The 23,490-nt window shown below is 31.1% G+C and carries 17 protein-coding genes; 7 read left to right on the top strand and 10 right to left on the bottom strand.

Annotated elements, in window-relative coordinates; translation table 11 throughout:
• Positions 1-104 precede the first annotated feature (104 nt).
• From FYJ83_RS14810 to FYJ83_RS14770, 9 genes are all read right to left on the bottom strand, one after another.
• Positions 105-2,204: a Tex family protein gene (locus FYJ83_RS14810; protein WP_154441777.1), complete on the bottom strand. Its 2,100-nt coding sequence runs from the start codon at positions 2,202-2,204 to the stop codon at positions 105-107.
• Between the two features lie 61 nt (positions 2,205-2,265).
• Positions 2,266-3,373 (bottom strand): peptide chain release factor 2 gene (gene prfB, locus FYJ83_RS14805; RefSeq protein WP_195838019.1). Its coding sequence is split into 2 segments (ribosomal slippage): positions 2,266-3,297 and positions 3,299-3,373, totalling 1,107 coding nucleotides; the frame shifts between segments, so codons are not numbered across the junction.
• A 12-nt stretch (positions 3,374-3,385) separates the two neighbouring features.
• Entirely contained in the window at positions 3,386-6,118 is a 2,733-nt protein-coding gene (gene secA / locus FYJ83_RS14800; protein ID WP_154441775.1) for a preprotein translocase subunit SecA, read from the bottom strand.
• 129 nt (positions 6,119-6,247) lie between these two features.
• Positions 6,248-6,781, bottom strand: a complete 534-nt coding sequence (gene hpf / locus FYJ83_RS14795) for a ribosome hibernation-promoting factor, HPF/YfiA family (RefSeq protein WP_154441773.1) — start codon at positions 6,779-6,781, stop codon at positions 6,248-6,250.
• A 298-nt stretch (positions 6,782-7,079) separates the two neighbouring features.
• Positions 7,080-7,550, bottom strand: a complete 471-nt coding sequence (locus FYJ83_RS14790) for a flagellar protein FlgN (RefSeq protein WP_154441771.1) — start codon at positions 7,548-7,550, stop codon at positions 7,080-7,082.
• Positions 7,551-7,558: 8 nt separating this feature from the next.
• A complete protein-coding gene (fliS, locus tag FYJ83_RS14785; protein ID WP_154441769.1) occupies positions 7,559-7,948 on the bottom strand; it encodes a flagellar export chaperone FliS in 390 nt (129 codons plus the stop codon).
• 16 nt (positions 7,949-7,964) lie between these two features.
• Positions 7,965-9,650 carry a flagellar filament capping protein FliD gene (gene fliD, locus FYJ83_RS14780; RefSeq protein WP_154441767.1) on the bottom strand — a complete coding sequence of 562 codons (1,686 nt, stop codon included), beginning with the start codon at positions 9,648-9,650 and terminating at the stop codon, positions 7,965-7,967.
• An 11-nt stretch (positions 9,651-9,661) separates the two neighbouring features.
• Positions 9,662-10,021: a flagellar protein FlaG gene (locus FYJ83_RS14775; protein WP_154441765.1), complete on the bottom strand. Its 360-nt coding sequence runs from the start codon at positions 10,019-10,021 to the stop codon at positions 9,662-9,664.
• Positions 10,022-10,150: 129 nt separating this feature from the next.
• Entirely contained in the window at positions 10,151-11,848 is a 1,698-nt protein-coding gene (locus FYJ83_RS14770) for a M3 family oligoendopeptidase (protein ID WP_154441763.1), read from the bottom strand.
• 197 nt (positions 11,849-12,045) lie between these two features.
• Between FYJ83_RS14770 and FYJ83_RS14765 the strand changes: the two genes are divergently transcribed.
• The 6 genes from FYJ83_RS14765 to FYJ83_RS14740 all read left to right on the top strand — a co-directional run bounded on the left by FYJ83_RS14765 (position 12,046) and on the right by FYJ83_RS14740 (position 20,257).
• Complete coding sequence (locus FYJ83_RS14765) at positions 12,046-13,290, top strand: hemolysin family protein (protein WP_216585611.1); 1,245 nt, start codon at positions 12,046-12,048, stop codon at positions 13,288-13,290.
• 250 nt (positions 13,291-13,540) lie between these two features.
• Complete coding sequence (locus tag FYJ83_RS14760; RefSeq protein WP_154441759.1) at positions 13,541-14,659, top strand: DUF3798 domain-containing protein; 1,119 nt, start codon at positions 13,541-13,543, stop codon at positions 14,657-14,659.
• A 53-nt stretch (positions 14,660-14,712) separates the two neighbouring features.
• On the top strand, positions 14,713-16,296 hold the full coding sequence (locus FYJ83_RS14755; RefSeq protein ID WP_154441757.1) for a sugar ABC transporter ATP-binding protein: 1,584 nt from the start codon (positions 14,713-14,715) through the stop codon (positions 16,294-16,296).
• Complete coding sequence (locus FYJ83_RS14750; protein WP_154441755.1) at positions 16,297-17,334, top strand: ABC transporter permease subunit; 1,038 nt, start codon at positions 16,297-16,299, stop codon at positions 17,332-17,334.
• Entirely contained in the window at positions 17,331-18,362 is a 1,032-nt protein-coding gene (locus FYJ83_RS14745; RefSeq protein WP_154441753.1) for an ABC transporter permease subunit, read from the top strand. The genes FYJ83_RS14750 and FYJ83_RS14745 overlap by 4 nt, the downstream gene beginning before the upstream one ends.
• Positions 18,363-18,541: 179 nt before the next feature.
• The gene (locus tag FYJ83_RS14740) at positions 18,542-20,257 is read left to right on the top strand and encodes a hypothetical protein (RefSeq protein WP_154441751.1); all 1,716 of its coding nucleotides are present in this window, start codon (positions 18,542-18,544) and stop codon (positions 20,255-20,257) included.
• 15 nt (positions 20,258-20,272) lie between these two features.
• Here the strand turns inward: FYJ83_RS14740 and FYJ83_RS14735 are convergent, their stop codons facing one another.
• Entirely contained in the window at positions 20,273-21,124 is an 852-nt protein-coding gene (locus tag FYJ83_RS14735) for an HDOD domain-containing protein (protein ID WP_154441749.1), read from the bottom strand.
• Between the two features lie 221 nt (positions 21,125-21,345).
• Between FYJ83_RS14735 and FYJ83_RS14730 the strand changes: the two genes are divergently transcribed.
• Positions 21,346-23,343 carry a S9 family peptidase gene (locus FYJ83_RS14730; protein WP_154441747.1) on the top strand — a complete coding sequence of 666 codons (1,998 nt, stop codon included), beginning with the start codon at positions 21,346-21,348 and terminating at the stop codon, positions 23,341-23,343.
• Positions 23,344-23,490 lie beyond the last annotated feature (147 nt).

The raw sequence follows: 23,490 nt of genomic DNA, 5'->3' as shown, positions 1-23,490 counted from the left end.
TAAGTAATATTATATATATAATATTTGGATAATTCAATAATTATTTGAGGGCGACCAAAGGTCACCCATACTATTCACTATTCACTCTTAACTATTCACTGCTTTTATACTTCTTTCATACTTAATGCAATTCTTCCTCTTTCCATATCTACCTCGATTATCCTAACCTTAACAACATCTCCTACTTTAACTACTTCCTTAGGATGCTTTATAAATTTATTGGAAAGCTGAGATATGTGTACCAATCCATCTTCCTTCACTCCTATATCTACGAATGCACCAAAATCTACTACATTTCTTATGGTTCCATTTAACTCCATACCTTCCTTTAAATCTTCTATTTTAAGTACATCTTGTCTCAAAATTGGCTTTGGCATTTCGTCTCTTGGGTCTCTTCCTGGTCTTTCCAATTCCTTGATTATATCTTCTAATGTTAATACTCCTACATTTAGTTCTTCTGATATTTTTTCTATTTCTCCCTTAGTATAGTTCATCTTTAGTAGCTTTTCTGCTACTTCATAGGATTCAGGATGGACCCCTGTATTGTCAAGGGGATTATCTCCATCTGGAATACGCAAAAATCCTGCACATTGAATAAAAGTCTTTTCCCCTAACCCCTTTACTTTCAAAAGTTCCTTTCTATTGCTGAATTTACCTTTTTCTTCCCTAGCCTTCACTAAACTATTGGCAACCCGAGTGGATACTCCTGCCACATATTTAAGTAGTGATGGACTTGCAGTATTTAAATCTACTCCTACAGTATTTACACAATCTTCCACAACTCCAGTTAAAGCCTCATCTAATTTACCTTGGTTTAAATCATGCTGATATTGACCTACTCCAATATGTCTTGGTTCTATTTTTACCAACTCTGCCATCGGATCTTGTAATCTTCTTCCAATGGATACTGCCCCCCTAATAGATACATCTAAATCTGGAAACTCTTTTATACCTACTTCCGATGCAGAATAAATAGATGCTCCCGCCTCACTAACTATTATATAAGATACTTCCCTATCTATTTCCCTAAGCATTTCAGCCACAACCATTTCAGTTTCACGAGAAGCAGTACCATTTCCAATAGCAATCAAATCCACATTATATTTATTTATCAGTTCCTTTAACTTAGCCTTTGTTTCTTCTACTTTATTTTGAGGTTCTGTAGGATACACAGTAGTAAAGTCCATCATCTTTCCTGTTTCATCTACTACTGCTACTTTACATCCTGTTCTAAACCCTGGGTCTATAGCCATTACATTTTTTCCTTTAATAGGAGGCTGCATAATCAATGGCTTTAAATTCAATGCAAATACCTTTATGGCTTCCTCCTCTGCTCTTTCAGTTAAATTATTTCTTATTTCTCTTTCTAAGGAAGGAAATAAAAGTCTTTTATATCCATCTTCTACAGCTCTTTGTATATATATGAAGGAGTCTTTATTTTTATCTTTTCTCAACTTTTCAATCAACAATTCAGCTAAATCTACTCCATCCATATCTAGGCTTACCTTTAATTTTTTATCCTTTTCTCCCCTGTTTATGGCTAATATTCTATGGTTCGCCATTGATTTTACAGGCTCTTTGTAATCATAATACATCTCATATACTGTTTTTTCTTCCTTATCTACAGCCTCTGTAGTTAATATACCCTTATTATTTATGATCTTCTTAATAAATTCCCTATTATCAGCATCATCGGATACTATTTCTGCAATAATATCCATAGCTCCAGCTAAAGCCTCATCCTCATTGTTTACCTCTTTTTCTTCATCTATAAAATTAGCAATGGCTCTTTTAAATTCTTCCCCATCTAAAACTTGACTCCAAATAATATCAGAAAGAGGCTCAAGTCCCTTTTCCTTAGCAATAGTTGCTCTAGTCCTTCTCTTTGGTCTAAAAGGTCTATATAAATCATCTATTCTTTGTAGGGTATCTGAAATTAAAATATCATTTTTTAGTTCATCTGTCAGTTTTCCTTGTTCATCAATTAATCTAATAACTTCTTCTTTTCTTGATTCTAGATTTCTTAAATATGTAAGTCTATTGGATAAGTCTCTAATGACCATATCCTGTAACTCTCCAGTTTGTTCCTTTCTATATCTGGCTATGAAAGGTATAGTGTTACCCTCATCTAATAATTCCACTGTGTTTTTTACCTGAAAAGGCTTTAATTTAAATTCATCAGTAAGTACCTTTAAAATATCCATTATATCTTCTCCTTTAATTAATCTACTATATTAATATTCTTCATAAATTCAAAAATCCCTTCTATGAAAGGGATTTTTGTTTTAAATATTCATTTATAAAAATATCAATATCTCCATCCATTACTCCATATACATCTCCAACTTCCATATTGGTTCTATGATCCTTCACCATACTATATGGATGGAATACATAGGAACGTATTTGAGAACCCCAAGCTATTTGACTATAACTTCCCTGTAGGTCTTCAATCTTTTCTTTCTTTTCTTCTTCTTTCAATTGAATAAGCTTAGCTTTTAGCATATTCATAGCAGTCTGTCTATTGGTGGTCTGTGACCGCTCGCTCTGACATTGGACCACAATTCCAGTTGGAATATGAGTAATCCTTACAGCAGAATCCGTAGTATTTACATGTTGCCCACCAGCACCACCGGACCTATAAGTATCTATTTTTAAATCAGAAGGGTTTATTTCAATATTTACTTCACCTTCTATTTCAGGATATACATCAATACTAGCAAAGGAAGTATGTCGCTTTCCTGCTGAATCAAAAGGTGATATTCTCACTAGTCTATGAACTCCCTTTTCTGACTTTAAATATCCATAGGCATTATATCCTTTAATCAGAAGAGTAACAGATTTTATACCACCTTCTGTATCAGATAAAAGGTCCAAGGTTTCAACTCCAAATCCTTTACCTTCTCCCCATCTTCTATATAATCTCAAAAGCATTTCAGCCCAATCTTGAGCTTCAAGTCCTCCCGCTCCTGAATGTATAGAAAGAATGGCATTATTTTTATCAAATTCTCCAGAAAGCAAAGTATTCAACTTAAATTTATCTGCATCTTTAATTATATTATGAAGTCCTTCTTCTAGGTCCTTATACATATCATAAGCTTCTTCTTCCAAAATCAAATCCATAAAAACTTCTAAATCCTCTATGGACTTTATCAACCCTTCATATTCCTCTATTTGATTTCTAAGAGCTTTCATATCCTGCATAGTCTTCTGCGCTGTCTCCACATCTTTCCAAAAATCCTCTTCATAGGATTGCTGTTCCAAATCAAGACTTTTTTCCCTTAGTCCTTCAATGTCAAAGTGAAACACCTAATTCTATAACCATCTCTTTTATATCATGAAGTTTCTCTTTATCTAAGTAAATATCTTGCAATATACCACCTCTTTACTGTCCACAGCATTTTTTATATTTCTTTCCACTTCCACAAGGGCAAGGATCATTTCTTCCTACTTTTGATTCTTTATTTACTACAGTCGTATTTATCTGATCAACATTAGTAGATATAGGTTCTGCTACTTTCTTTCTTTGAACTTTATCTGGATTCTGAACTCCATATAATAATCTTACGGTATCTTCCCAAATACTATGGGTCATTTCGTTAAACATATCATATCCTTCATTTTGATATGCTCTAACTGGGTCCTCTTGACCATAGGCTCTAAGTCCAATTCCTTGTCTAAATTGGTCCATAGCATCTATATGATCCATCCACTTACTATCTACTATTTGAAGTAAGATTACTCTTTCTACTTCCCTAAATCTCTCTTCTCCAAATTCCATTTCCTTAGATTTATATTTCTCTTCAGCTTTTTCTACTATTTTATTTATTAAATCCTCTTTAGTAAGGCTTTCTATATCATTAAAAACTAAAAATCCTTTATTGAAATCAAATAAGTTTATTAAATAATTTTCTAATCCTTCCATATCCCACTCTTCTGGATATTTGCTTTGACTAGTATAGACCTCTACATTATCTGTTATTAAAGACTTAATCATTTCTTGAATTTGAGGACGAAGATTTTCTCCTTCCAATACTTTTCTTCTTTCACCATATATAACTTCCCTTTGTTTGTTCATTACATCATCATATTTTAATACATGTTTTCTAATGGCAAAGTTATTGCTCTCTACTTTTCTTTGAGCATTTTCTATGGCCTTAGTTAGCATTGAGTGTTCTAGTGGCTCGTCTTCAGGCATTTTCAGGCTATCAACTAAATTAATTATTCTTTCTCCACCAAATAATCTCATTAGATCATCTTCTAAAGATATATAAAACCTTGAAGAACCTGGATCTCCCTGTCTACCTGAACGACCTCTTAACTGATTATCAATTCTTCTTGACTCATGTCTTTCTGTACCAATTATATGAAGTCCACCTGCTGATATAACCTTTTTATTTTCTTCATCAGTTTTAACTTTATATTTATCGTGTAATTCCTTATATACTTTTCTAGCTTCTAAAACTTGTTCATCATCAGTATCATAGAAACTATCTACTAAACCAAGAACCTCATCAGTAAACCCTTTCTTTTTCATCTCTAATTTTGCAAGAAATTCTGGATTACCACCTAATGTAATATCTGTACCTCTACCAGCCATATTAGTAGCTATGGTAACTGAACCAAATCTACCTGCTTGGGCAACTATCTCTGCTTCTCTCTCATGTTGTTTAGCATTTAACACTTCATGAGGTACTCCTTCTTTTTTAAGAAGTTTTGAAAGAATTTCAGACCTTTCAATTGATATAGTACCAACTAGTATTGGTTGACCAGTAGCATGTCTTTCCTTTATTTCCCTAACTACTGCTCTAAATTTAGCTTCTTCATTACGATAAATAACGTCTGCTAAATCCTCTCTAGCTACTGGCTTGTTAGTAGGAATTTCTACTACGTCCATATCATAGATTTCTCTAAACTCTGATTCCTCAGTTTTAGCAGTACCTGTCATACCTGCTAATTTGTCATACATTCTAAAGTAGTTTTGGAAAGTAATAGTTGCCAAAGTCTTTGACTCAGATTTTACATTTAACTTTTCCTTTGCCTCTATGGCCTGGTGAAGACCTTCACTATATCTTCTACCATACATAAGTCTTCCTGTAAACTCATCTACTATAATTACCTCTCCATCATTTACTACATAGTCAGTATCCCTTTTCATTATGGAATTAGCCTTCAAGGCTTGATTAATATGATGAGCTATTTCCATATTATCCATATCTGATAAGTTTTCAATTCCAAAGTAAGCCTCTGCCTTCGCAGTACCCTTTTCAGTAATAGAACAGGATTTAGCCTTTTCATCTATTAAATAATCTACAGTTTCTTCCTTAATCTCTCTATCGAATGGATCTGATTTTGATTCATTTGGATCTAGTTTTCTACTAGTTAAATTTCTTACGAAATTATCTGCCATTTCATAAAGCTTAGTAGATTTATCTCCAGCTCCTGAAATAATAAGAGGAGTTCTAGCCTCATCTACTAAAATACTGTCTACCTCATCAACTATGGCATAGTATAAATGTCTTTGAACCATTTCCTCTTTATAAATAACCATATTATCCCTAAGATAGTCAAAACCAAATTCATTATTTGTACCATAAGTAATATCACAGTTATAAGCTGCTTTTCTCTCTATATTGTTTATGCCATGAACGATACAACCTACTGTAAGACCTAAAAATCCATATACCTTACCCATCCATTCCTTATCTCTTCTTGCTAAGTAATCATTTACTGTAACTATATGGACACCTTTACCTGTTAAAGCATTTAAATATGCTGGTAAGATTGCTGTTTGAGTCTTACCTTCACCAGTTTTCATCTCAGAAATTCTACCTTGGTGGAGAATAATTCCACCAATTAACTGAACTTTAAAGTGCTTTGTGCCTAATACTCTATGGGACGCTTCTCTTACTACTGCAAATGCTTCTGGTAATATATCGTCTAAAGTCTCACCATTATTTAGTCTATTTTTGAATTCTATAGTTTTGTCTTTCAGTTGTTCATCTGTTAATTTCTGCATATCATCATCTAAAGATATTATTTTATCTACTAAATGGTTAATCTTCTTTATTTCTCTATCACTATACGTTCCGAATATTTTATTAAATAGGCTTGCCATTTCAAACCACACCTTTCAACCTTCAATATAATATAACCATCATATTATTTTAACATTTATTTAATTTTCTTTCAACTATAAGATTGACATAAAAAAGGTGGGAGTATATCCCACCTTCTCATATATATGTTAAATTTCTGGTTCTATTATTCCATAGTTTCCATCTTTTCTCTTATAAACTACCTTTACATCTTCATTATTTCCATCCATAAATACGAAGAAGTTGTGTCCTAGTAGTTCCATTTGAAGTATTGCTTCTTCAGATGACATTGGCTTTAGTCCAAATTTTTTCTTTTTAACTAGCTTTGGTTTCTCAAAATCATCTTCACTTTGTAGGGGTACTACATTTTCAAATCTAATGGTTTCATTGTTTTTAAATCTTTTTTGTAGTTTTGTCTTATATTTCCTTATCTGCCTTTCTAATACGTCTACTGACTTATCAATAGATGCGTACATATCATCTGTTGCTTCTTCTGCCCTAATAATAGTTCCAGGTAGGTTTATGGTTACCTCAATAATCTTCCTATTTTTTTCTGAACTAAAGGTTACATTACCCTCAATATTTTGTTGGAAATACTTGTCCAGTTTACCTAACTTTTTCTCTGTAACATCTCTTAGTGCATCTGTTATCTCCATATTCTTTCCAGTAAATTTTAATATCATAAACCCAACTCCTTTCATATAAGCATATGCTTATATTGTTTATAGTATTATAATACCCTGAAATTTAATATAATAACAAAATATTAAATAATTTTAAATTAATCAAACTTATCCACAATATATATAAATAATTAACAGTTTGAGATTAATAATCAACAATTAACATAGGTTTTTCTGTGGATAATGTGTATAAACCTGTGCAAAACTGTCTATAATTTAAGTTTATCCATTTTTTATCTGTGGATATATTATGGACAAGTAGTGGATAAATATATAAAAAAATAGAAAGGCAACCTTTCTATTTTTTTTCATCCATAAGAATACTTTCTACATTTTCATAGTTATATCCTTTATATGCTCTTTTTGCTTCTTTTACTTGTTTTAAGTCTGATTTAATTTTATCTACATTGGATTTCATTTTTATTGTATTGTTTTTGTCTATAATTGATATATTATTCAATATAGTATTTATTTCTGAGACAATTTCTTTTAAGGCTTTTATATTGGAATATTTTTGTATATCAATTTTATCTAAGCTATCTATGTGTTCTTGTACTTTTACTTGATCATAGAATTTTAAAAAGTCTCTATCTATAATATTAATTTTATCTATTAATTTTTCTTTTTCTAAAAGCGATTGATTTAATTCTTCCATTTGTTCATTTTTGATTAAGTCCTGCTGAAACTTTGTAATTTCTAAAATTTCATTTAAAAGAGACTTCTTTTCTTCTGAAAGTTCTATCATTTTTTTTACATTATCAAATGTCATTTTTACACCTACTTAGATTGATAAACTTTTTGTTTTATCTGTTTTACAACTTCTTTCCATGTATCTCTCATTTCATTTACTATATTAAGTGCTTCATCTATGGCTTTAGTATCTTTTTGTATATTTCCATCTACTAGCTTTGATAAAACAAATTCATATAGTTCCCTTAATTCTTTGGATATTTCTTGATTCATATCTAAGGAGTAGTTTAACTCTAGTATTATATCCTGTGCCCTTATTAGTGAAGTATGCGCCTTTTCTAAATCCTTGTTTTCTATACTATATTTCCCAATATTCATAAATTTAATTGCACCATCATATAGCATGAGAGTAAGTTCTTCTGGAGTAGCTGTCATTATACTATTTTGTTTGTACTTATTTAATGCCTCATATGCCATTATTTTCTCCCCTTATTTATCTCATTAACTGCTGTCCTATCCAACTACTTTGACTATTCATTTGAGCCAACATTTTTTCCATATTTGCAAATTTAGCATAATATGATTGTTCTTTTCTTGCAAGTAAAATATTTAAATTATCTATTCTTTTATTCATCTCAAGCACTTCTTTATCTAAGTCTGATATACTTGACTTTGTAGTTACAAAATCTATTAACATATTTGATTTTACATTTCTAAATAGATCAGCCTCTTCTCCCGTACCTGATTTATCTATAATGGATTTCATTCCATCTATTAAATTATCATAAATGTTAGTGAATATACCATTGTTCTCCTTCAAATGTTTTTTATTCGCTTTTTCATATTCACGTAATTCTTTATTGTATGCTTCTAATTCCTCTTTATATTTATCCATATCCTTAGCAAATTCTTCATCTGATACTCCTTCTTCTTGAACAGGCTTCGTTCTAATACTTGGTTTATCTGGAAGAGATGATGCTTCCTTAAATAGCAACTCCATTACTCCTTCTGGATCTTCCATAATTGCTTCTCTAAGTTTTTGTTCATCTATTTGAAGCTTACCACCAACTGAACCTTTAGCATACTTTTCAGTGCTTATACCTATTTGTGTAATATGATTAAAACTGCCATCTGGATTATCTAAAGTCTTATACAAATCTGTTCTTATGTTTTGAAGAATTCTAGTAAGGTTTTCGTCTCTATTTAGCATACCTGATTTTGCTTTTTCTGTCCATAGTTTTACATCATCTTCGTGCATTGCTTTTTTCTCATCTTGAGATAAAGGCTGATAGTTTGAGTATCTTTTTTCGCCTATGGCACCACCTGCTTTATCCACAAGTTCATTATAATCATCTATAAGCTTTGTAATTTTGTCAAATATACCATCTACATTAGTATCTACTTTCATAGTTATTGAATCTGTACTTGTAGCTTTAAGCTCGATGTTTATGCCGTTGAAATTAATGTTGTTGGAAGAATAATTTAACTTTATTCCGTTGTATTCAATTTGAGCATCTGTACCTTTTGCACTGTTAATGCATGTAAATTCACTTCCTTTTTTATTATAAGAAAGTCCTAGTTCTACTTTAGCCCCAGTTTCTGTACTTTGTACAAACAACTTTTTATTTTCCTTATCATAAAAAGCCGTGACCCCTATGGATTTTCCATCTTCATCTTTATATGAGTTTATTTTTTTAACTAAATCATTCATGTCTGTTGCTTTATCAATTTTTATTACATCTGTGCCATTTAATTGAATTGTGATATTTTCAAGATCTTTTATAGTATCTTCATTAACCTCACCATCTACAATAATGGCACTATTAGCCAACTTATCCACCTTAATACTATAATTTCCATTAACAGTATCTTTCCCAGCTTTTACAGTAGCCACATTCTCATTAGAAGACACGGCCTTTCTTATATAATCCAAATTATTATAAGAACTTCCCAATACTAGTCCTGTACTAGTTGTTTTGTTTAGACCCAAGTCCTTTTTAGTATTTAATATAAAGTTAGCAAACATCTTGTTCATACTATTGTATGCTTCTTGTCTCCACAAAGATATTTGCTTAGATTGTTCATATCTGCTGACCTTTAGTCTCTCTGCCTTCATCATACTTTCAACCATTAAATCCGTATCCATACCTGATGCTAATCCTGGTATTCTTAAACTCATTAAAATCACCCCTATATTTTCTTATCTACTATAATCCCAGCAACCTCCCACATGGAAGCTACAATATCTAATATCTTCTCAGGCGGAAGTTCTCTAATTACTTCATCTGTTGTTACATCTATTACTTTAACCATTATCTGCTTAGTCTTTTCATGTATTGAAAATTCAAATCTTCTATCATAGATTATGAAATCTTTGTTTGCCTTTTCTATTAAACCTATTACCTCTTCTTCCGAAATACTTTTGTTTCCTCTTTGAACAAATTCTTCAGGATTCCTCTTTCTTTCTGTAGCATCTGGGCTACCATTTATTGACATACTGTTCTGTACTTGAGTAGTTCTTTGACCTGTTGATACGTTGGATATTTGCATTACCTTTCTCCCCCTTCTGTCCTCTTCTACTTAATATATCGGCTAACAAAATCCTTTCCTTTAATGAATATAGCAAAAATAACTCCGATTTTTGATGTTAAAATCAAAAATCGGAGTTATTAGGTTATATTAAAAATTACTATCGTCTACGCTGTCTAACCAATCTTTAATTGGTCCTACAACTTTTTTAATTGTTCCATTTTTAAAAGGATTTTCTAAATTAGCTAATTCTACTAATTCTAAAAAAGGCATACTTCCACCTGCTTTACAAAGTCTTAGATAATCTCCCCAAGCCTTTTCTCTATCTTCTCTAGTTTTTATCCAAAATTGGAATGCACATACTTGAGCTAATGTATAGTCTATATAATAAAAGGGACTACTGAATATATGTCCTTGCCTAAACCAATATCCTCCTTTATCTAGAAAATCGTTACCTGCATAGTCTCTAAATGGAAGGTACTTCTTCTCTATATCTCTCCACTTTGCCTTTCTTTCATCTGGTGTTGCTGTGGGATTTTGATATACATAATGTTGGAACTCATCTACTGTTACTCCATATGGTATAAATGTAACTGCTCCTGATAAATGACTAAATTTATACTTATCCACTTCATCTTGAAAGAAAAGTTCCATCCATGGCCATGTGATAAATTCCATACTCATAGAGTGAATTTCACAAGCCTCTAATGTAGGAAATCCGTATTCAGGCAGTCCAAATCCCATACTCATATAAACTTGAAAAGCATGACCTGCTTCATGAGTTAATACATCTATATCTCCAGATGTACCATTGAAATTTGAAAATATAAATGGAGATTTGTAGTCTGGTATAATAGTACAATATCCACCAGCCATTTTCCCCTTCTTACTAACTAAATCTAATAGTTCTCTATCCAACATAAATGTAAAGAATTCATCTGTTTCAGGAGATAGTTCCTTATACATTTTCTTTCCATTTTCTATAATCCAATTTGGATCTCCCTTTGGTGTTGCATTTCCTGTTGTATACTCCAATGGTTCATCGTAGTATTTCATTTCTTTAAGATCTAGTCTTTTTCTTTGTCTATCCTTTAATTCTGCCACCACTGGAACTAATTCTTCATATACTTGCCTTCTATAACTACTAACCATAGCTGCATTATAATCGGACCTACCTAATTTTTTATATCCCATTTCCACATAATCTACAAATCCTAAAGTCTTGGCCATTTTATCTCTTACTTTAACTAGTTCATCATAAATCCTATCAAATTCAGCTTCATTGGATTTGAAAAACTCTGTTGTAGTTTCTGATGCCTTCTTTCTCATATCTCTATCCTTAGATTCTAGGAAAGGCTTCATTTGACTTAAGTTTCTTATTTCTCCTTCAAAGGAAAGTTTAGCAGAAGCTATTAGCTTACCATATTCTGTTACCAATTTATTTTCTTTCACAAGATCCTCTATTATATCTTCAGAAAATGTTTGCAGTTGAAGTTCTGCCAAAGTAAATACTTGTTTTCCCCAATATTCCTCTAATTCTTTTCTAAATTTAGAGTTAATCAGTTCCTTGTAAAATTTGGAAACTAAGTTTTCAAATTTTGGCCTGTTTTCGTCTATAAAATCATTTTCCTTTACATAAAACTCATCTTCCGTATCTATGGAATGCCTAATACTTACTAAAGTTGCCATAGTATCTACATAGTTCCTTACCTTATTGATCTCTTTCATTATCTGATTTTGTTGTTCAAAAGTCTTTGATTCATTAAACTTTTGTAAAAGTTCATTAAACTTATCTGTAATCTCACTTAAGTCTGGTCTTTCATATTTAAAATCCTTAAACTTTAACATAATTTTCCCCCCTTAATGATTATAATACCATTTTACCAAATATTGTATAATTTTAATATATTAATGTTTTATTTCTTGATTTTTATATATAAAACCTTTAATATTATACTTAAATATTAAAATAGTAGATAAAGTATAATTAGGGAATAATATATCTACTATATTATTTATTAATAATAATTTGGAGTGTGATGGTATTGTCTGGTGATTTGGTTGGACAGATTATAGTTTTATTTATTCTTGTTGGGTTTTCTGCCTTTTTCTCTGCATCTGAAACTGCCCTTATTTCTTTAAGTAAAATAAGGCTACGAAAAATGGTTGAAGATAATGAAAAAAATGCAAAATTAATCAATAAGCTTGTAGATAATCCAAATAGATTACTAGGTGCTATTCTAATAGGTAATAATATAGCAAATATTGGAGCATCAGCATTGGCTACCTCTATAGCCGTGGATATTTATGGCTCAAAGGGACCGCTAATATCCACTATTGTTATGACTATATCTATACTTATTTTTGGAGAAGTGACACCAAAGTCCTTAGCAGCTCAAAACTCAGAAAGTACATCTGTAAAAGTTGCTAAACCTATAAATTTAATTACCATAGTTCTTATGCCTCTTATTACTGTTTTAACTTTTATAACCAATGGTTTAGTTAAATTATTAGGTGGTACTACAAATTCTAATCAGCCTTTAATTACAGAAGAAGAATTAAAAACCATAGTAAATGTCAGTCTTGAAGAAGGAGTATTAGAAGGAGACGAAAGACAAATGATTTATAATGTTTTTGAGTTCGGCGACTCTCAAGCCAAAGATGTAATGACTCCACGAACTAATATGGCTGTAGTAAATGTCAATTCAACCTATGAGGAATTATTAGAATTTTTAAAGGAAGAAAACTTCTCTAGAATTCCAGTATATGAAGAAGATATAGATGATATAATTGGTATAATGCACGTAAAAGAACTTATACTTTATTTAGATCATAAAGATAATTTTAACTTAAGAGATATAATTAGACCTGCATACTTTACTCATGAATTTAAGTCTACAGCGGAACTATTTGATGATATGAGGTTAAAACGTATTCCTGTGGCTATTATTTTAGATGAATATGGTGGTACTGCTGGCATGGTAACTACAGAGGACTTAGTTGAGGAAATTGTTGGAGAAATTAAAGATGAATATGATGAGGAACATGAAGAGATAGAAGTAATTCGCGAAGACGAATATTTAGTAGATGGAAGCACAAAACTTGACCTTCTTAATGAAATGATAGGAACTAGTATAGAGTCTGAAGACTTTGACTCCATAGGTGGTTTTATAATTGGAATTCTTGACCGTTTTCCTGAAGAATATGAAACTATTGAATATGAAAATATTAAGTTTATAATAGAGAATGTAGATAAAAATAGAATCGAAAAAGTAAGAATACTTACTTAATTAGGAATAATATTATTGACAAAATAATAATATTAAAATATAATGATAAAAATGGACATTGAATTAAAGTGATAGTTAATTACTAAAGCTTGTAAAAATATCAGCCCTTCTTTTGGTGGGGCTATTTTTATAGAAATTTTTTTAATAAGAATTTTCAGAATTATTGTCCTATTCTGTCTAATTATGGTTCTATTTGTTATTTATCTCCTATTATGGAGTTAAATATATAAAAAATTAAGGGGGAAATATTATGAAAAAAACATTTATTCTTTTTTTAGTTGCCATTCTAGTAGTTACTACTGGCTGTGGAACTAAAAACGCCTCAAGTGATGTGGATTATAAAATTGGTATAGTAACCGGCACTGTATCTCAAGGCGAAGAAGAATTTCGTGCTGGTGAAAGAATGGTTGCTAAATATGGCAACATGATTAAACACATTACTTATCCTGATAAGTTTGCTCAAGAACAAGAGACAACTATATCACAAGTTGCTACTCTTGCTGCTGATCCTGATGTTAAAGCAATAGTTTTTGTTCAGGCAGTTAATGGAGCAGCGGCAGCAATCGACAAGGTAAAAGAAACTAGACCAGATATATTATTTGTTCTAGGTGTTCCTCATGAAGACCCAGATGTAATTGCAAGTCGTGCAGATATAGCACTTGAACTTGACCAACTTCAACGTGGTGAGTCTATAATTCATACTGCTAAAGAAATGGGAGCTAAAACATTTGTACATTATTCTTTCCCAAGACATATGTCTATGGAATTGTTATCAGCTAGAAGAGACGCCTTTAAGAAAACTTGTGCTGAATTAGGTCTAGAATTCGTAGAAGTAGATGCTCCAGACCCAACATCAGATGCTGGTGTACCAGGTGCTCAACAGTTTATATTAGAAGACGTTCCAAGACAAGTTAACAAATATGGAAAAGATACTGCTTTCTTTAGTACTAACTGTTCAATGCAGGAGCCTTTAATTCAACAGGCACTTGAAACAGGAGCAATTTATCCTGAGCAATGTTGTCCATCTCCATATCATGCTTATCCAGGTGCTTTAGGTATAGAAATACCTCAAGACAAAGCAGGAGACTTAGACTATCTATCTGAGCAGATAGCAGCTAAAATAGGTGAAAAAGGCGGTACTGGAAGATTTGGTACTTGGAATCGACCAGCAAACGTGGCTATTATAGAAGCTGGTGTAGAATATGCTAAAGCCTATGCTGAAGGAAAAATAGAAAAATTTGATAAAGATGCAATGATTAAATATATGAAAGAAGCAACAAAAGATACAAATAATGAAGTCATGGTTACAGAGCTTAATGAAAAAACTCCAAACTTCTTATTATTTGTACTAGGTTCACAAACATTCTAAGACTGAGGAGTCGTTTTTACGGCTCCCTTATCTTTAACTAAAGGAGGGTTAAAATGAGTTTACTCCAAATGGAAAACATATCTAAGACTTATTCAGGCAATCAAGTTCTTAAAAGTGTTACACTTAATATTAAAGCAGGAGAAATCCATGGGCTTTTAGGAGAAAATGGAGCTGGCAAATCTACACTTATGAATATATTATTTGGTATGCCTGTTATACACTCTACAGGAGGTTTTGAAGGAAATATGACCTTTGATGGTAAGCCTTATTTACCTAAGACTCCTATGGATGCTATGAAAATGGGCATAGGCATGGTACATCAAGAATTTATGCTTATACCTGGATTTACCATTACAGAAAATATAAAGCTTAATCGTGAAAATACTAAGGATACATTTCTTTCTAAAATTATAGGCCCTAAACTTGAAAAATTAGATTTGCCTAAAATGAAAGAAGAATCTAAGGAAGCTTTAAATAAATTAAATATGACAGTAGATGAATATCTTCCAGTAGCGGGGCTACCTGTTGGTTATATGCAATTCATAGAAATTGCTAGAGAAATTGACAAAACAAATCTAAAACTTTTGATATTAGATGAACCAACAGCCGTACTTACAGAATCTGAAGCTGCACAGTTTTTAGAAGTAATAAAAAATCTATCTAATATGGGTATAGCAATTCTTTTTATTACCCATAGACTAGATGAAATAAAACAGGTGACAGACTCTATTACTGTGCTTCGTGATGGTTCCTTAGTTAAATCTATAGAGACTAAAAATGTAGATATTGTGGAAATGGCAAGGCTTATGGTAGGTAGAGAAATCTCCTTTGAAACTTCAAATAAGAAGGAAATCGACCTAGATGAGAAACCTTTTTTAGAATTAAAGGATTTATATGTAAATATGCCTGGTGAAAAAGTAAAAGGAGTTAATCTTAAAATACAGAAAGGTGAAATCCTAGGTTTAGGTGGACTAGCAGGACAAGGCAAAATAGGGATTTCTAATGGAATCATGGGACTATATCCAACTCAAGGCACTATATTAAAAGATGGAAAAGAGATGCCTCTAAATAATCCTAGGGAAATGTTAAATAATTCTATAGCTTTTCTCTCTGAAGATAGAAAAGGTGTAGGACTTTTATTAGATGAACCGATTGATTTCAACATAGCCTATACCTCCATTGAAATTCAGGAAAAATTTATAAAAAATATTGGACCTTTGAAAATAGTCAATGGAAAAGAAATTAAATCCCACGCAAACAAAATGATAGAAGATTTAGATATTCGCTGTACAGGCTCTAATCAATACACAAGATTTTTATCTGGTGGAAATCAGCAAAAAGTATGTATTGCTCGTGCCCTTACATTGAATCCAGAAATTCTTTTAGTATCAGAGCCTACTCGTGGAATAGATATAGGTGCTAAAAAATTAGTATTAGACACTTTAGTTAAATTAAATAAGGAACTAAATATGACTATCATCATTACCTCCAGTGAATTAGCTGAACTAAGACAAATATCAGATAGGATTGCCATAATTACTGAAGGAAAAGTACAATCTATCCTTCCTCCTGACGCATCTGATGAAGCCTTTGGTTTAGCCATGGCTGGAAAAGATATAAGTGAGGTGGTGGACTAAATGGATATTAAAAAAATATATGAAAAAATAGGTTTTCCAAGACTAATAATTTCCACATTTTTAATAATATTGTTAATTACTGCAGCCACTTTAAAACTTCCTATGTCTGGAATATGGCAAGATATATTTACTAGATTTGGTATGAATGCTATTTTAGTTTTAGCTATGGTACCTTCTATCCAATCGGGTATAGGTATTAACTTTAACCTTCCCCTTGGAGTAATCTTCGGACTCATTGGTGCTTTAATTAGTATCGAACTAGGGCTTACTGGTTTTGCTAGTTTATTTGTAGCTTTAATAGTTGCAATTCCTTTGGCCATTATTGGTGGATATTTGTATGGATTGATGTTGAATAAAGTAAAGGGGCAAGAAATGACTGTAGGTAATTACTTTGGCTATTCTATTGTATCCTTTATGTGTATCTTTTGGCTAGTGGCTCCCTTTAAAAATCCAGAATTAACTTGGGCCATGGGTGGATCAGGACTTCGTGTTACTCTTTCTATGGAATCCTCCATGGGTGGAGTTTTAGATAAGTTCTTAGCCTTTAAAATAGGTAATGTTGTTTTCCCTACAGGATTAATCCTTACTTTTATACTCCTTGCGTCCATAGTATGGGTTTTCTCAAAGAGTAAAAAAGGTACTGCTATGATAGTAGCAGGTAGTTCAGAAGCCTTTGCAGCATCTAATGGCGTAAATGTAGATAAACAAAGAATTATAGGTATAGTTTTATCTACAGTCCTTGCTGCAATTGGGATTATAATATATAGTCAATCTTTCGGTTTTTTACAATTATACAATGCACCGTTATATGTGGCTCTTCCTGCTGCTGCATCTATATTAATTGGTGGTGCTACTTTACAGAAAGCAAAAATAATTCATGTAATAATAGGAACTTTCCTGTTCCAAGGATTGTTAGTTGTAGCACTTCCTGTAATCAATATACTTTCAGAAGGAAGTATGGCTGAAATCATAAGAATTATCATAAGTAACGGTATAATTCTTTATGCACTAACTAGAAAGGCTGGTGAAGCGGCATGATGGTTCCAATAGTATTTTTAGTTCTTTGTTTAGGTGGTTTCTTTTTATCAGGGCTGCCAGTTAACTTTCTTTTTAATGAAATGGTATTTAGGCTCTCAAGGAACTTAATCTTAGTTCTTTCTCTTATAATACCAGTTATATCAGGTATGGGATTAAACTTTGGTATAGTTTTAGGAGCTATGGCTGGACAAATAGGGCTTATAATTATAATGAACTATAATATCGGAGGAATAGGAGGATTATTCCTTGCTCTACTGCTTTCCACTCCTGTAGCCATATTCTTTGGTTATCTAGTTGGAAAAGTCCTTAACAAAGCTAAGGGAAAAGAAATGATTACATCTATGATTCTTGGATTCTTTGCCAATGGTATATATCAGTTGGTATTTATAGTTTTAGCTGGAAGAATTATACCTTTTAGCAATCCAAATATGCTAATGTCTACAGGAACTGGTCTTAGAAATACAATAGATTTAAATATAGTCAGAAAATCCTTCGATGGATTTATATTTAGTGGTATTACGTCCTATCCTATATTTACATTTATCATAACAATACTACTATTTGTTGGGCTCTATTTCTTCCTAAAAACTAAGTTAGGACAAGAAATGAGAGCTGTAGGACAAAGTATGCATATAGCAAGTGTGTCTGGTATTGATGTAGATAGGACTAGAATTATATCTATTATAATTTCCACAGTATTGGCTGCATGGGGACAAATCATTTATCTTCAAAACATGGGTACACTAAACACCTATAATAATCATGAGCAGGTTGGATTATTTGCTGTTGCTTCCCTTCTTATAGGTGGAGCTTCTGTAGATAAAGCTTCTTGGAAAGAAGCATTTATAGGTACTTTCTTGTTCCATCTATTATTTATTATATCTCCCCTTGCAGGTCAAAACTTAATGGGAAATGCCCAAATCGGTGAATACTTCAGAGTATTTATAGCATATGGTGTCATAGGAGTAGCACTACTTCTTCATGCTTGGGAAAAAAATAAAGCTATAACACAGCTTTCGGATATTTAATCTGACGACTAACTTAAAATTAATAAAAAAACCTTCTTTCTTGAAGAAGGTTTTTTTATTTTTACTTGAATTCAGAATTCAAAAATCAAATTTATAATTTTTCCTGTGCAATTATTATCCTAATAGTATATAATATACTTTGACAAAGAATTATTGTAAGCAAATTAGCGGGGGGAGTTATGACGGAGTTTAATTATAAACAAATACAAAAAATTGATATGTCTGCAACTAAAAAGTTGTTAAATTATATATCGGAAGAAATACAAGATGAAACTATATTAGATACACTAGAGTTTTTCTATCCCGATTTTGGAGAACAAAAACATAGTATAGCATTTAATGTATGGATAAGTATAGATTTCATAGGCAAAGATGGTAAAACTTTTATTGAAAAGTTTTTAAAGGAAAAGTCTAACAAATTAACACAGCAAGAAAAAGAAGTTTTATATGAAAGAAATAAATCTAATATATCTCTATTTGAGATCCTTGATACTAATGGGGAATTCATTGAAGTAGCTGATTTATTTGAAAATAAGATATATAATATATGGGAACCAGATCTTGTATCCAATATATCTATTGGTGACTTTGCCTTAGCCAGAGTAGGAAATCTTTTAGGTCATATTACTTTCATAGGCGATATTAGTTTCTTACCTTCCTCTATAAAATCTATATTTTTAGAGGAAGTACTTATTGACTTTAATAGGATAAGACTAAGTTCTAAAAATCTTACTATGCAGAAATATCTTAAAAAACATAGTGTAAATCTATATAGAATATATACAAATTGTATATTTAAGGCAATGGAAATGGACGAAGATATTTTATCTATTCTATATGATGAAATAGATGAATTTGAATCTTACTTAAGCTTAAAGACATCTAAAAATATGATAAAGAAATATGTTGCAAATCTAATAGATTTCTTTGAATATTACTTAGCTGATGAAGATTTGACCTTATATGATTTAGATCAAATAGACTTTAAGATTTTTTTCGAGGAAGCCATAGGTGATGGATTTATAATGTCTCAAGAAGATTTGAATTCCTATATATCTACATTTAAAAACTATTTGAAATTTCTAAGTAATAAAGATATAGACTATAAAGAAGTATATAAGGAACTGCTAGATATTAGTGAAACTAGATTTGATTTCATAGATAAATTGAAAATGGTTAAATCTCCCTTTGTAATAGATAGGGAATTATCTAATGTTTTATCAGATTTTCTAAATGAAGACTCAATATCTCTTGTAATGGACTATGATAAATTTATTCTCTATATGTTAGACAAGCCTTTGGAATTGACAGAAAGATACAAATACATTAAAAGGAAAAATCTTATGGAAATAAATCAAATATTAGAATTAGGTACTTATACTGATAAATCTTCACCTAATCAACAAGATTTTCCTTTAATCCATATGTTTTATAATTTTTCCATTAATCTAGGACTAATGTCTATTGATGGAAACAAACTATTTGTATCTAACAAAGGTTCTAATTATTTAAGATTAAGAGACGAAGATAAATATACTTTATTCTTCCAATACATTTGGAACAATAATTTTATATCTCAAGTTTCAGATATAAAAAATTCATCATCTTTAGAAAATATAAAGAAAAATTTAATTAAATCCTTATGCTCATTAAAGGAAAACATCAATTATGAAATAAGCAATATACTAGGAGCTTTCTCAAACTATCCTGGGTTCTTCTTTGAATATCATATGTATCTACAATTTTTAGGGATTATAAAATGCAACCTTTATCCAAATTATGAGATAAAGCTAACATCCCTTGGAAAAATAATATTAAATTTCCTAGAAATACGAAATAATAAAAAACATGAGTGTAGTATAATAAACTTAGAAACATTTAAAAAAAGCAGATAAAATTATCTGCTTTTTTTATGTCACTAAAAAACTCTCCTCATCTTTTACTAAATCAGTTACTTGAGATATAATTGTTTGAAATTGTGTTTCATCTAAGTTTAAATTATTTATTGCTATAGAAGATAAGTTATAAGATAATCCATCAAGTCCAAGGCCTATTCCCATCATCATAGTAATAGCATCAGCAATATGAACTATTGAAACTAAAAGTGGATTCATACTTGCTAATTCTGGAGTATGATGATAGCCTATAGCCTCTACCAAATCCTTAGGGAAATCCCATTTTTCAGCTATCTTCTCACCTATTTCCGTATGTCCAAAACCTAAAACTTCCTTTTCAGCATCTAAAAAAGACATATTTCCCTCTTCCATTTTTGACAATACTTCCATATATTCCTTCTCCATATGTTGATTTAATATAGTCTTTCCAATATCTCTAAGGAGTCCTGCAATATAAGCTTCTTCTGGATTAGAATATTTTATACTTTTAGCAATAAATCTTGATATTATGGCACAGGTTTGAGATTGTGACCATAGTTCATTTTTATCTAAAGAATATCCCCTTAGCTCATCCATTAGATATGTTCTCACTGTGGAAGCAAGAGCTATACCCTTTATGGCTTGAAACCCTAATAAAACAGTTGCTTGAGATACAGTAGAAATCTTTCTTGCATATCCATAATAAGCAGAGTTAGCAAGACGAAGAATCTTGGTAGTCAACACCTGATCTTGTAATATTACTTTCTCCATATCATGAACATTAGAATCTGGATCATCAGTTAGTTCTATTACTTTATTTATAATTTCAGGCAAGGCTTTCATATCGTCAACTTTATTGACTATATATTCTAAAGTAAGCTTTGTCATATTAATCTCTCCAATCAGTATGGCTTTTTATTTTAATTATACCAAAAATTATCCATATATAACATAGACTAAAAGACTCAAAATTGTTTTTATAATTAAATTTTTCCTATATAATTCATTATATACTTTAAATCTTCCATAAATTAAAAAATATTTCAAATTTTAAATTAAATGGTATATAATAAGTTTAGATACACTAAATAATTTATTGGAGGGATATAATGGAATATTTAAAATTAGATGATTTTACTAAGTATAAGTTTTTATCAGGTATTAGAATTTCACCAAATAGTAAGTATACTGGTTTTGTACTGCATGAAATGGATGTAGATGAAAACAAGTATCTATCTAATATCCATATTTATAATGAAGAAACAAATAAGGAATTTAAATTGACCTCCTTAGATGAAGAAAGGTCATTTATATGGAAAGATGATAATACTATTCTCTTCCCTGCCATGAGATGTAAAAAAGATAAAGAACGAAAAGAAAAAAAGGAAGACTTCACTGTATATTATGAAATCAATTTAAATGGTGGAGAAGCTACTAAGGCTTTTGAAATTCCCCTTAATGTAAATTCCATAGAGTTTATAGATGGAGATAATCTCTTAGTTACAGCTAACTTTAACCATAATAAGCCTAATATCAAAGAATTATCAGGAGAAGACAAAGAAAATGCCCTAAAGAAAATAGAAGAAGATAAGGACTATGAAGTATTTGACGAAATACCTTTTTGGGGAAATGGAATAGGAGTTACAAATAAACAAAGAACTAGGCTTTATTTATATAATCTAAAGGATAAAAAGACTACTCCAATTACAGATGAATTTACTGATATAAGTAGTGTCAAGTTAAATAAGGACAAGACTAAAATAGTCATAGTATCCTCATCTTATACAGATAAATATCCAAAAAATAATGACTTGTATCTATATAATATAGAGACAAATTTACTAAATAAACTTAGTCATGAAGAAATATTTAACTACACCTACGGTGATTTCTTAGGGGACAAAATAATCTTTGCTGGAAAGGATATGAAGTCCTATGGTATAAATGAAAATCCTCATTTCTATGTGATGGATTTAGATGGAGGAAATGCTCATAAAATAACTAAAGATGAGTTTGACTATGGACTTTGGAACTCTGTTGGTTCTGATTGCAGATACGGTGGTAGCACATCCATAAAGGTAGACAGAGATTATTTATATTTCATCACCACTGAAGGAGATAGTTCCTATATTAATAGAATAGATGAAAATGGAAATATAGAAAAACTAATAGATAATAAAGGCTCCATAGATGGATTTGATGTGCAAAATGGAAATATAAAGTTCATAGGACTTAGAGGCATTAGATTACAAGAACTCTATAGTTTAGAAAACAAAATAGAAACTAGATTAACTTCTTTTAATGAATGGGTAATGACAAATAAAAAAATATCTAAACCAGAACATTTAAGCTTTGAAAGTGATGGAACGTCTATTGATGGTTGGATAATGAAACCAGTAGACTTTGAGGAAGGAAAAACTTACCCCGCTATACTAAATATCCATGGCGGACCTAAAACTGTTTATGGTGAAGTATTCTATCATGAAATGCAGTACTGGACAAACGAAGGATATGCAGTATTTTTCTGTAATCCAAGGGGAAGTGATGGTAAAGGCAATGAGTTCTCTGATATAAGAGGTAAATATGGTACTATAGACTATGATGATATAATGAGATTTACAGATTTAATCCTTGAAAGATATGCTTTCATAGATAGAGAAAAAGTTGGTGTCACTGGAGGCTCCTATGGTGGTTTTATGACTAACTGGATAATAGGTCATACTGACAGATTTAGAGCAGCTGCATCTCAAAGAAGTATATCAAATTGGTTTTCCTTCTTTGGTACAACAGATATTGGATATTATTTTGCAACAGACCAAAATGCTACTACGCCTTGGGATGATCCAGAAAAGTTATGGTTCCACTCTCCTATGAAATATGCTGATAAGGTAGTTACTCCTACTTTATTTATACATTCAAATGAGGATTATCGTTGTTGGTTACCTGAAGGACTACAAATGTTTACTTCTCTAAAATATCATGGAGTAGATTCAAGGCTTTGTATGTTTAAAGGAGAAAACCACGAACTAAGCAGATCTGGAAAGCCAAAACATAGAATTAGAAGGTTAGAAGAAATAACTAATTGGTTTGAGAAATACCTAAAATAAAATAATCAGGGCTAGCCCTGATTGAGAATGTAAATAACTTTGTGCTTTAGAGATAACTACTCATCTCTAATCTGACAAGAAATATTAAACTGGATAAAACTTACAATTAAATATCTTGATTATATCTTTGCCAAGGTTATTTTAATT

It is taken from the genome of Tissierella pigra, assembly GCF_009695605.1.
Taxonomy (GTDB): Bacteria; Bacillota; Clostridia; order Tissierellales; family Tissierellaceae; genus Tissierella; species Tissierella pigra.
Note: the sequence above shows the minus strand (reverse complement) of the source record. Positions and strands in the feature narration are given on the sequence as shown.

Excerpts from the sequence above, each read along its gene's own strand:
- FYJ83_RS14755 (WP_154441757.1), top strand. The coding sequence starts at position 14,713 with ATGAGTTTACTCCAAATGGAAAACATATCTAAGACTTATTCAGGCAAT.
- FYJ83_RS14745 (WP_154441753.1), top strand. The coding sequence starts at position 17,331 with ATGATGGTTCCAATAGTATTTTTAGTTCTTTGTTTAGGTGGTTTCTTT.
- FYJ83_RS14760 (WP_154441759.1), top strand. The coding sequence starts at position 13,541 with ATGAAAAAAACATTTATTCTTTTTTTAGTTGCCATTCTAGTAGTTACT.
- FYJ83_RS14775 (WP_154441765.1), bottom strand. The coding sequence starts at position 10,021 with ATGCAAATATCCAACGTATCAACAGGTCAAAGAACTACTCAAGTACAG.
- FYJ83_RS14810 (WP_154441777.1), bottom strand. The coding sequence starts at position 2,204 with ATGGATATTTTAAAGGTACTTACTGATGAATTTAAATTAAAGCCTTTT.
- FYJ83_RS14790 (WP_154441771.1), bottom strand. The coding sequence starts at position 7,550 with ATGACATTTGATAATGTAAAAAAAATGATAGAACTTTCAGAAGAAAAG.
- secA (WP_154441775.1), bottom strand. The coding sequence starts at position 6,118 with ATGGCAAGCCTATTTAATAAAATATTCGGAACGTATAGTGATAGAGAA.
- FYJ83_RS14735 (WP_154441749.1), bottom strand. The coding sequence starts at position 21,124 with ATGACAAAGCTTACTTTAGAATATATAGTCAATAAAGTTGACGATATG.
- FYJ83_RS14740 (WP_154441751.1), top strand. The coding sequence starts at position 18,542 with ATGACGGAGTTTAATTATAAACAAATACAAAAAATTGATATGTCTGCA.
- fliS (WP_154441769.1), bottom strand. The coding sequence starts at position 7,948 with ATGGCATATGAGGCATTAAATAAGTACAAACAAAATAGTATAATGACA.
- FYJ83_RS14750 (WP_154441755.1), top strand. The coding sequence starts at position 16,297 with ATGGATATTAAAAAAATATATGAAAAAATAGGTTTTCCAAGACTAATA.
- hpf (WP_154441773.1), bottom strand. The coding sequence starts at position 6,781 with ATGATATTAAAATTTACTGGAAAGAATATGGAGATAACAGATGCACTA.
- FYJ83_RS14730 (WP_154441747.1), top strand. The coding sequence starts at position 21,346 with ATGGAATATTTAAAATTAGATGATTTTACTAAGTATAAGTTTTTATCA.
- FYJ83_RS14770 (WP_154441763.1), bottom strand. The coding sequence starts at position 11,848 with ATGTTAAAGTTTAAGGATTTTAAATATGAAAGACCAGACTTAAGTGAG.
- fliD (WP_154441767.1), bottom strand. The coding sequence starts at position 9,650 with ATGAGTTTAAGAATACCAGGATTAGCATCAGGTATGGATACGGATTTA.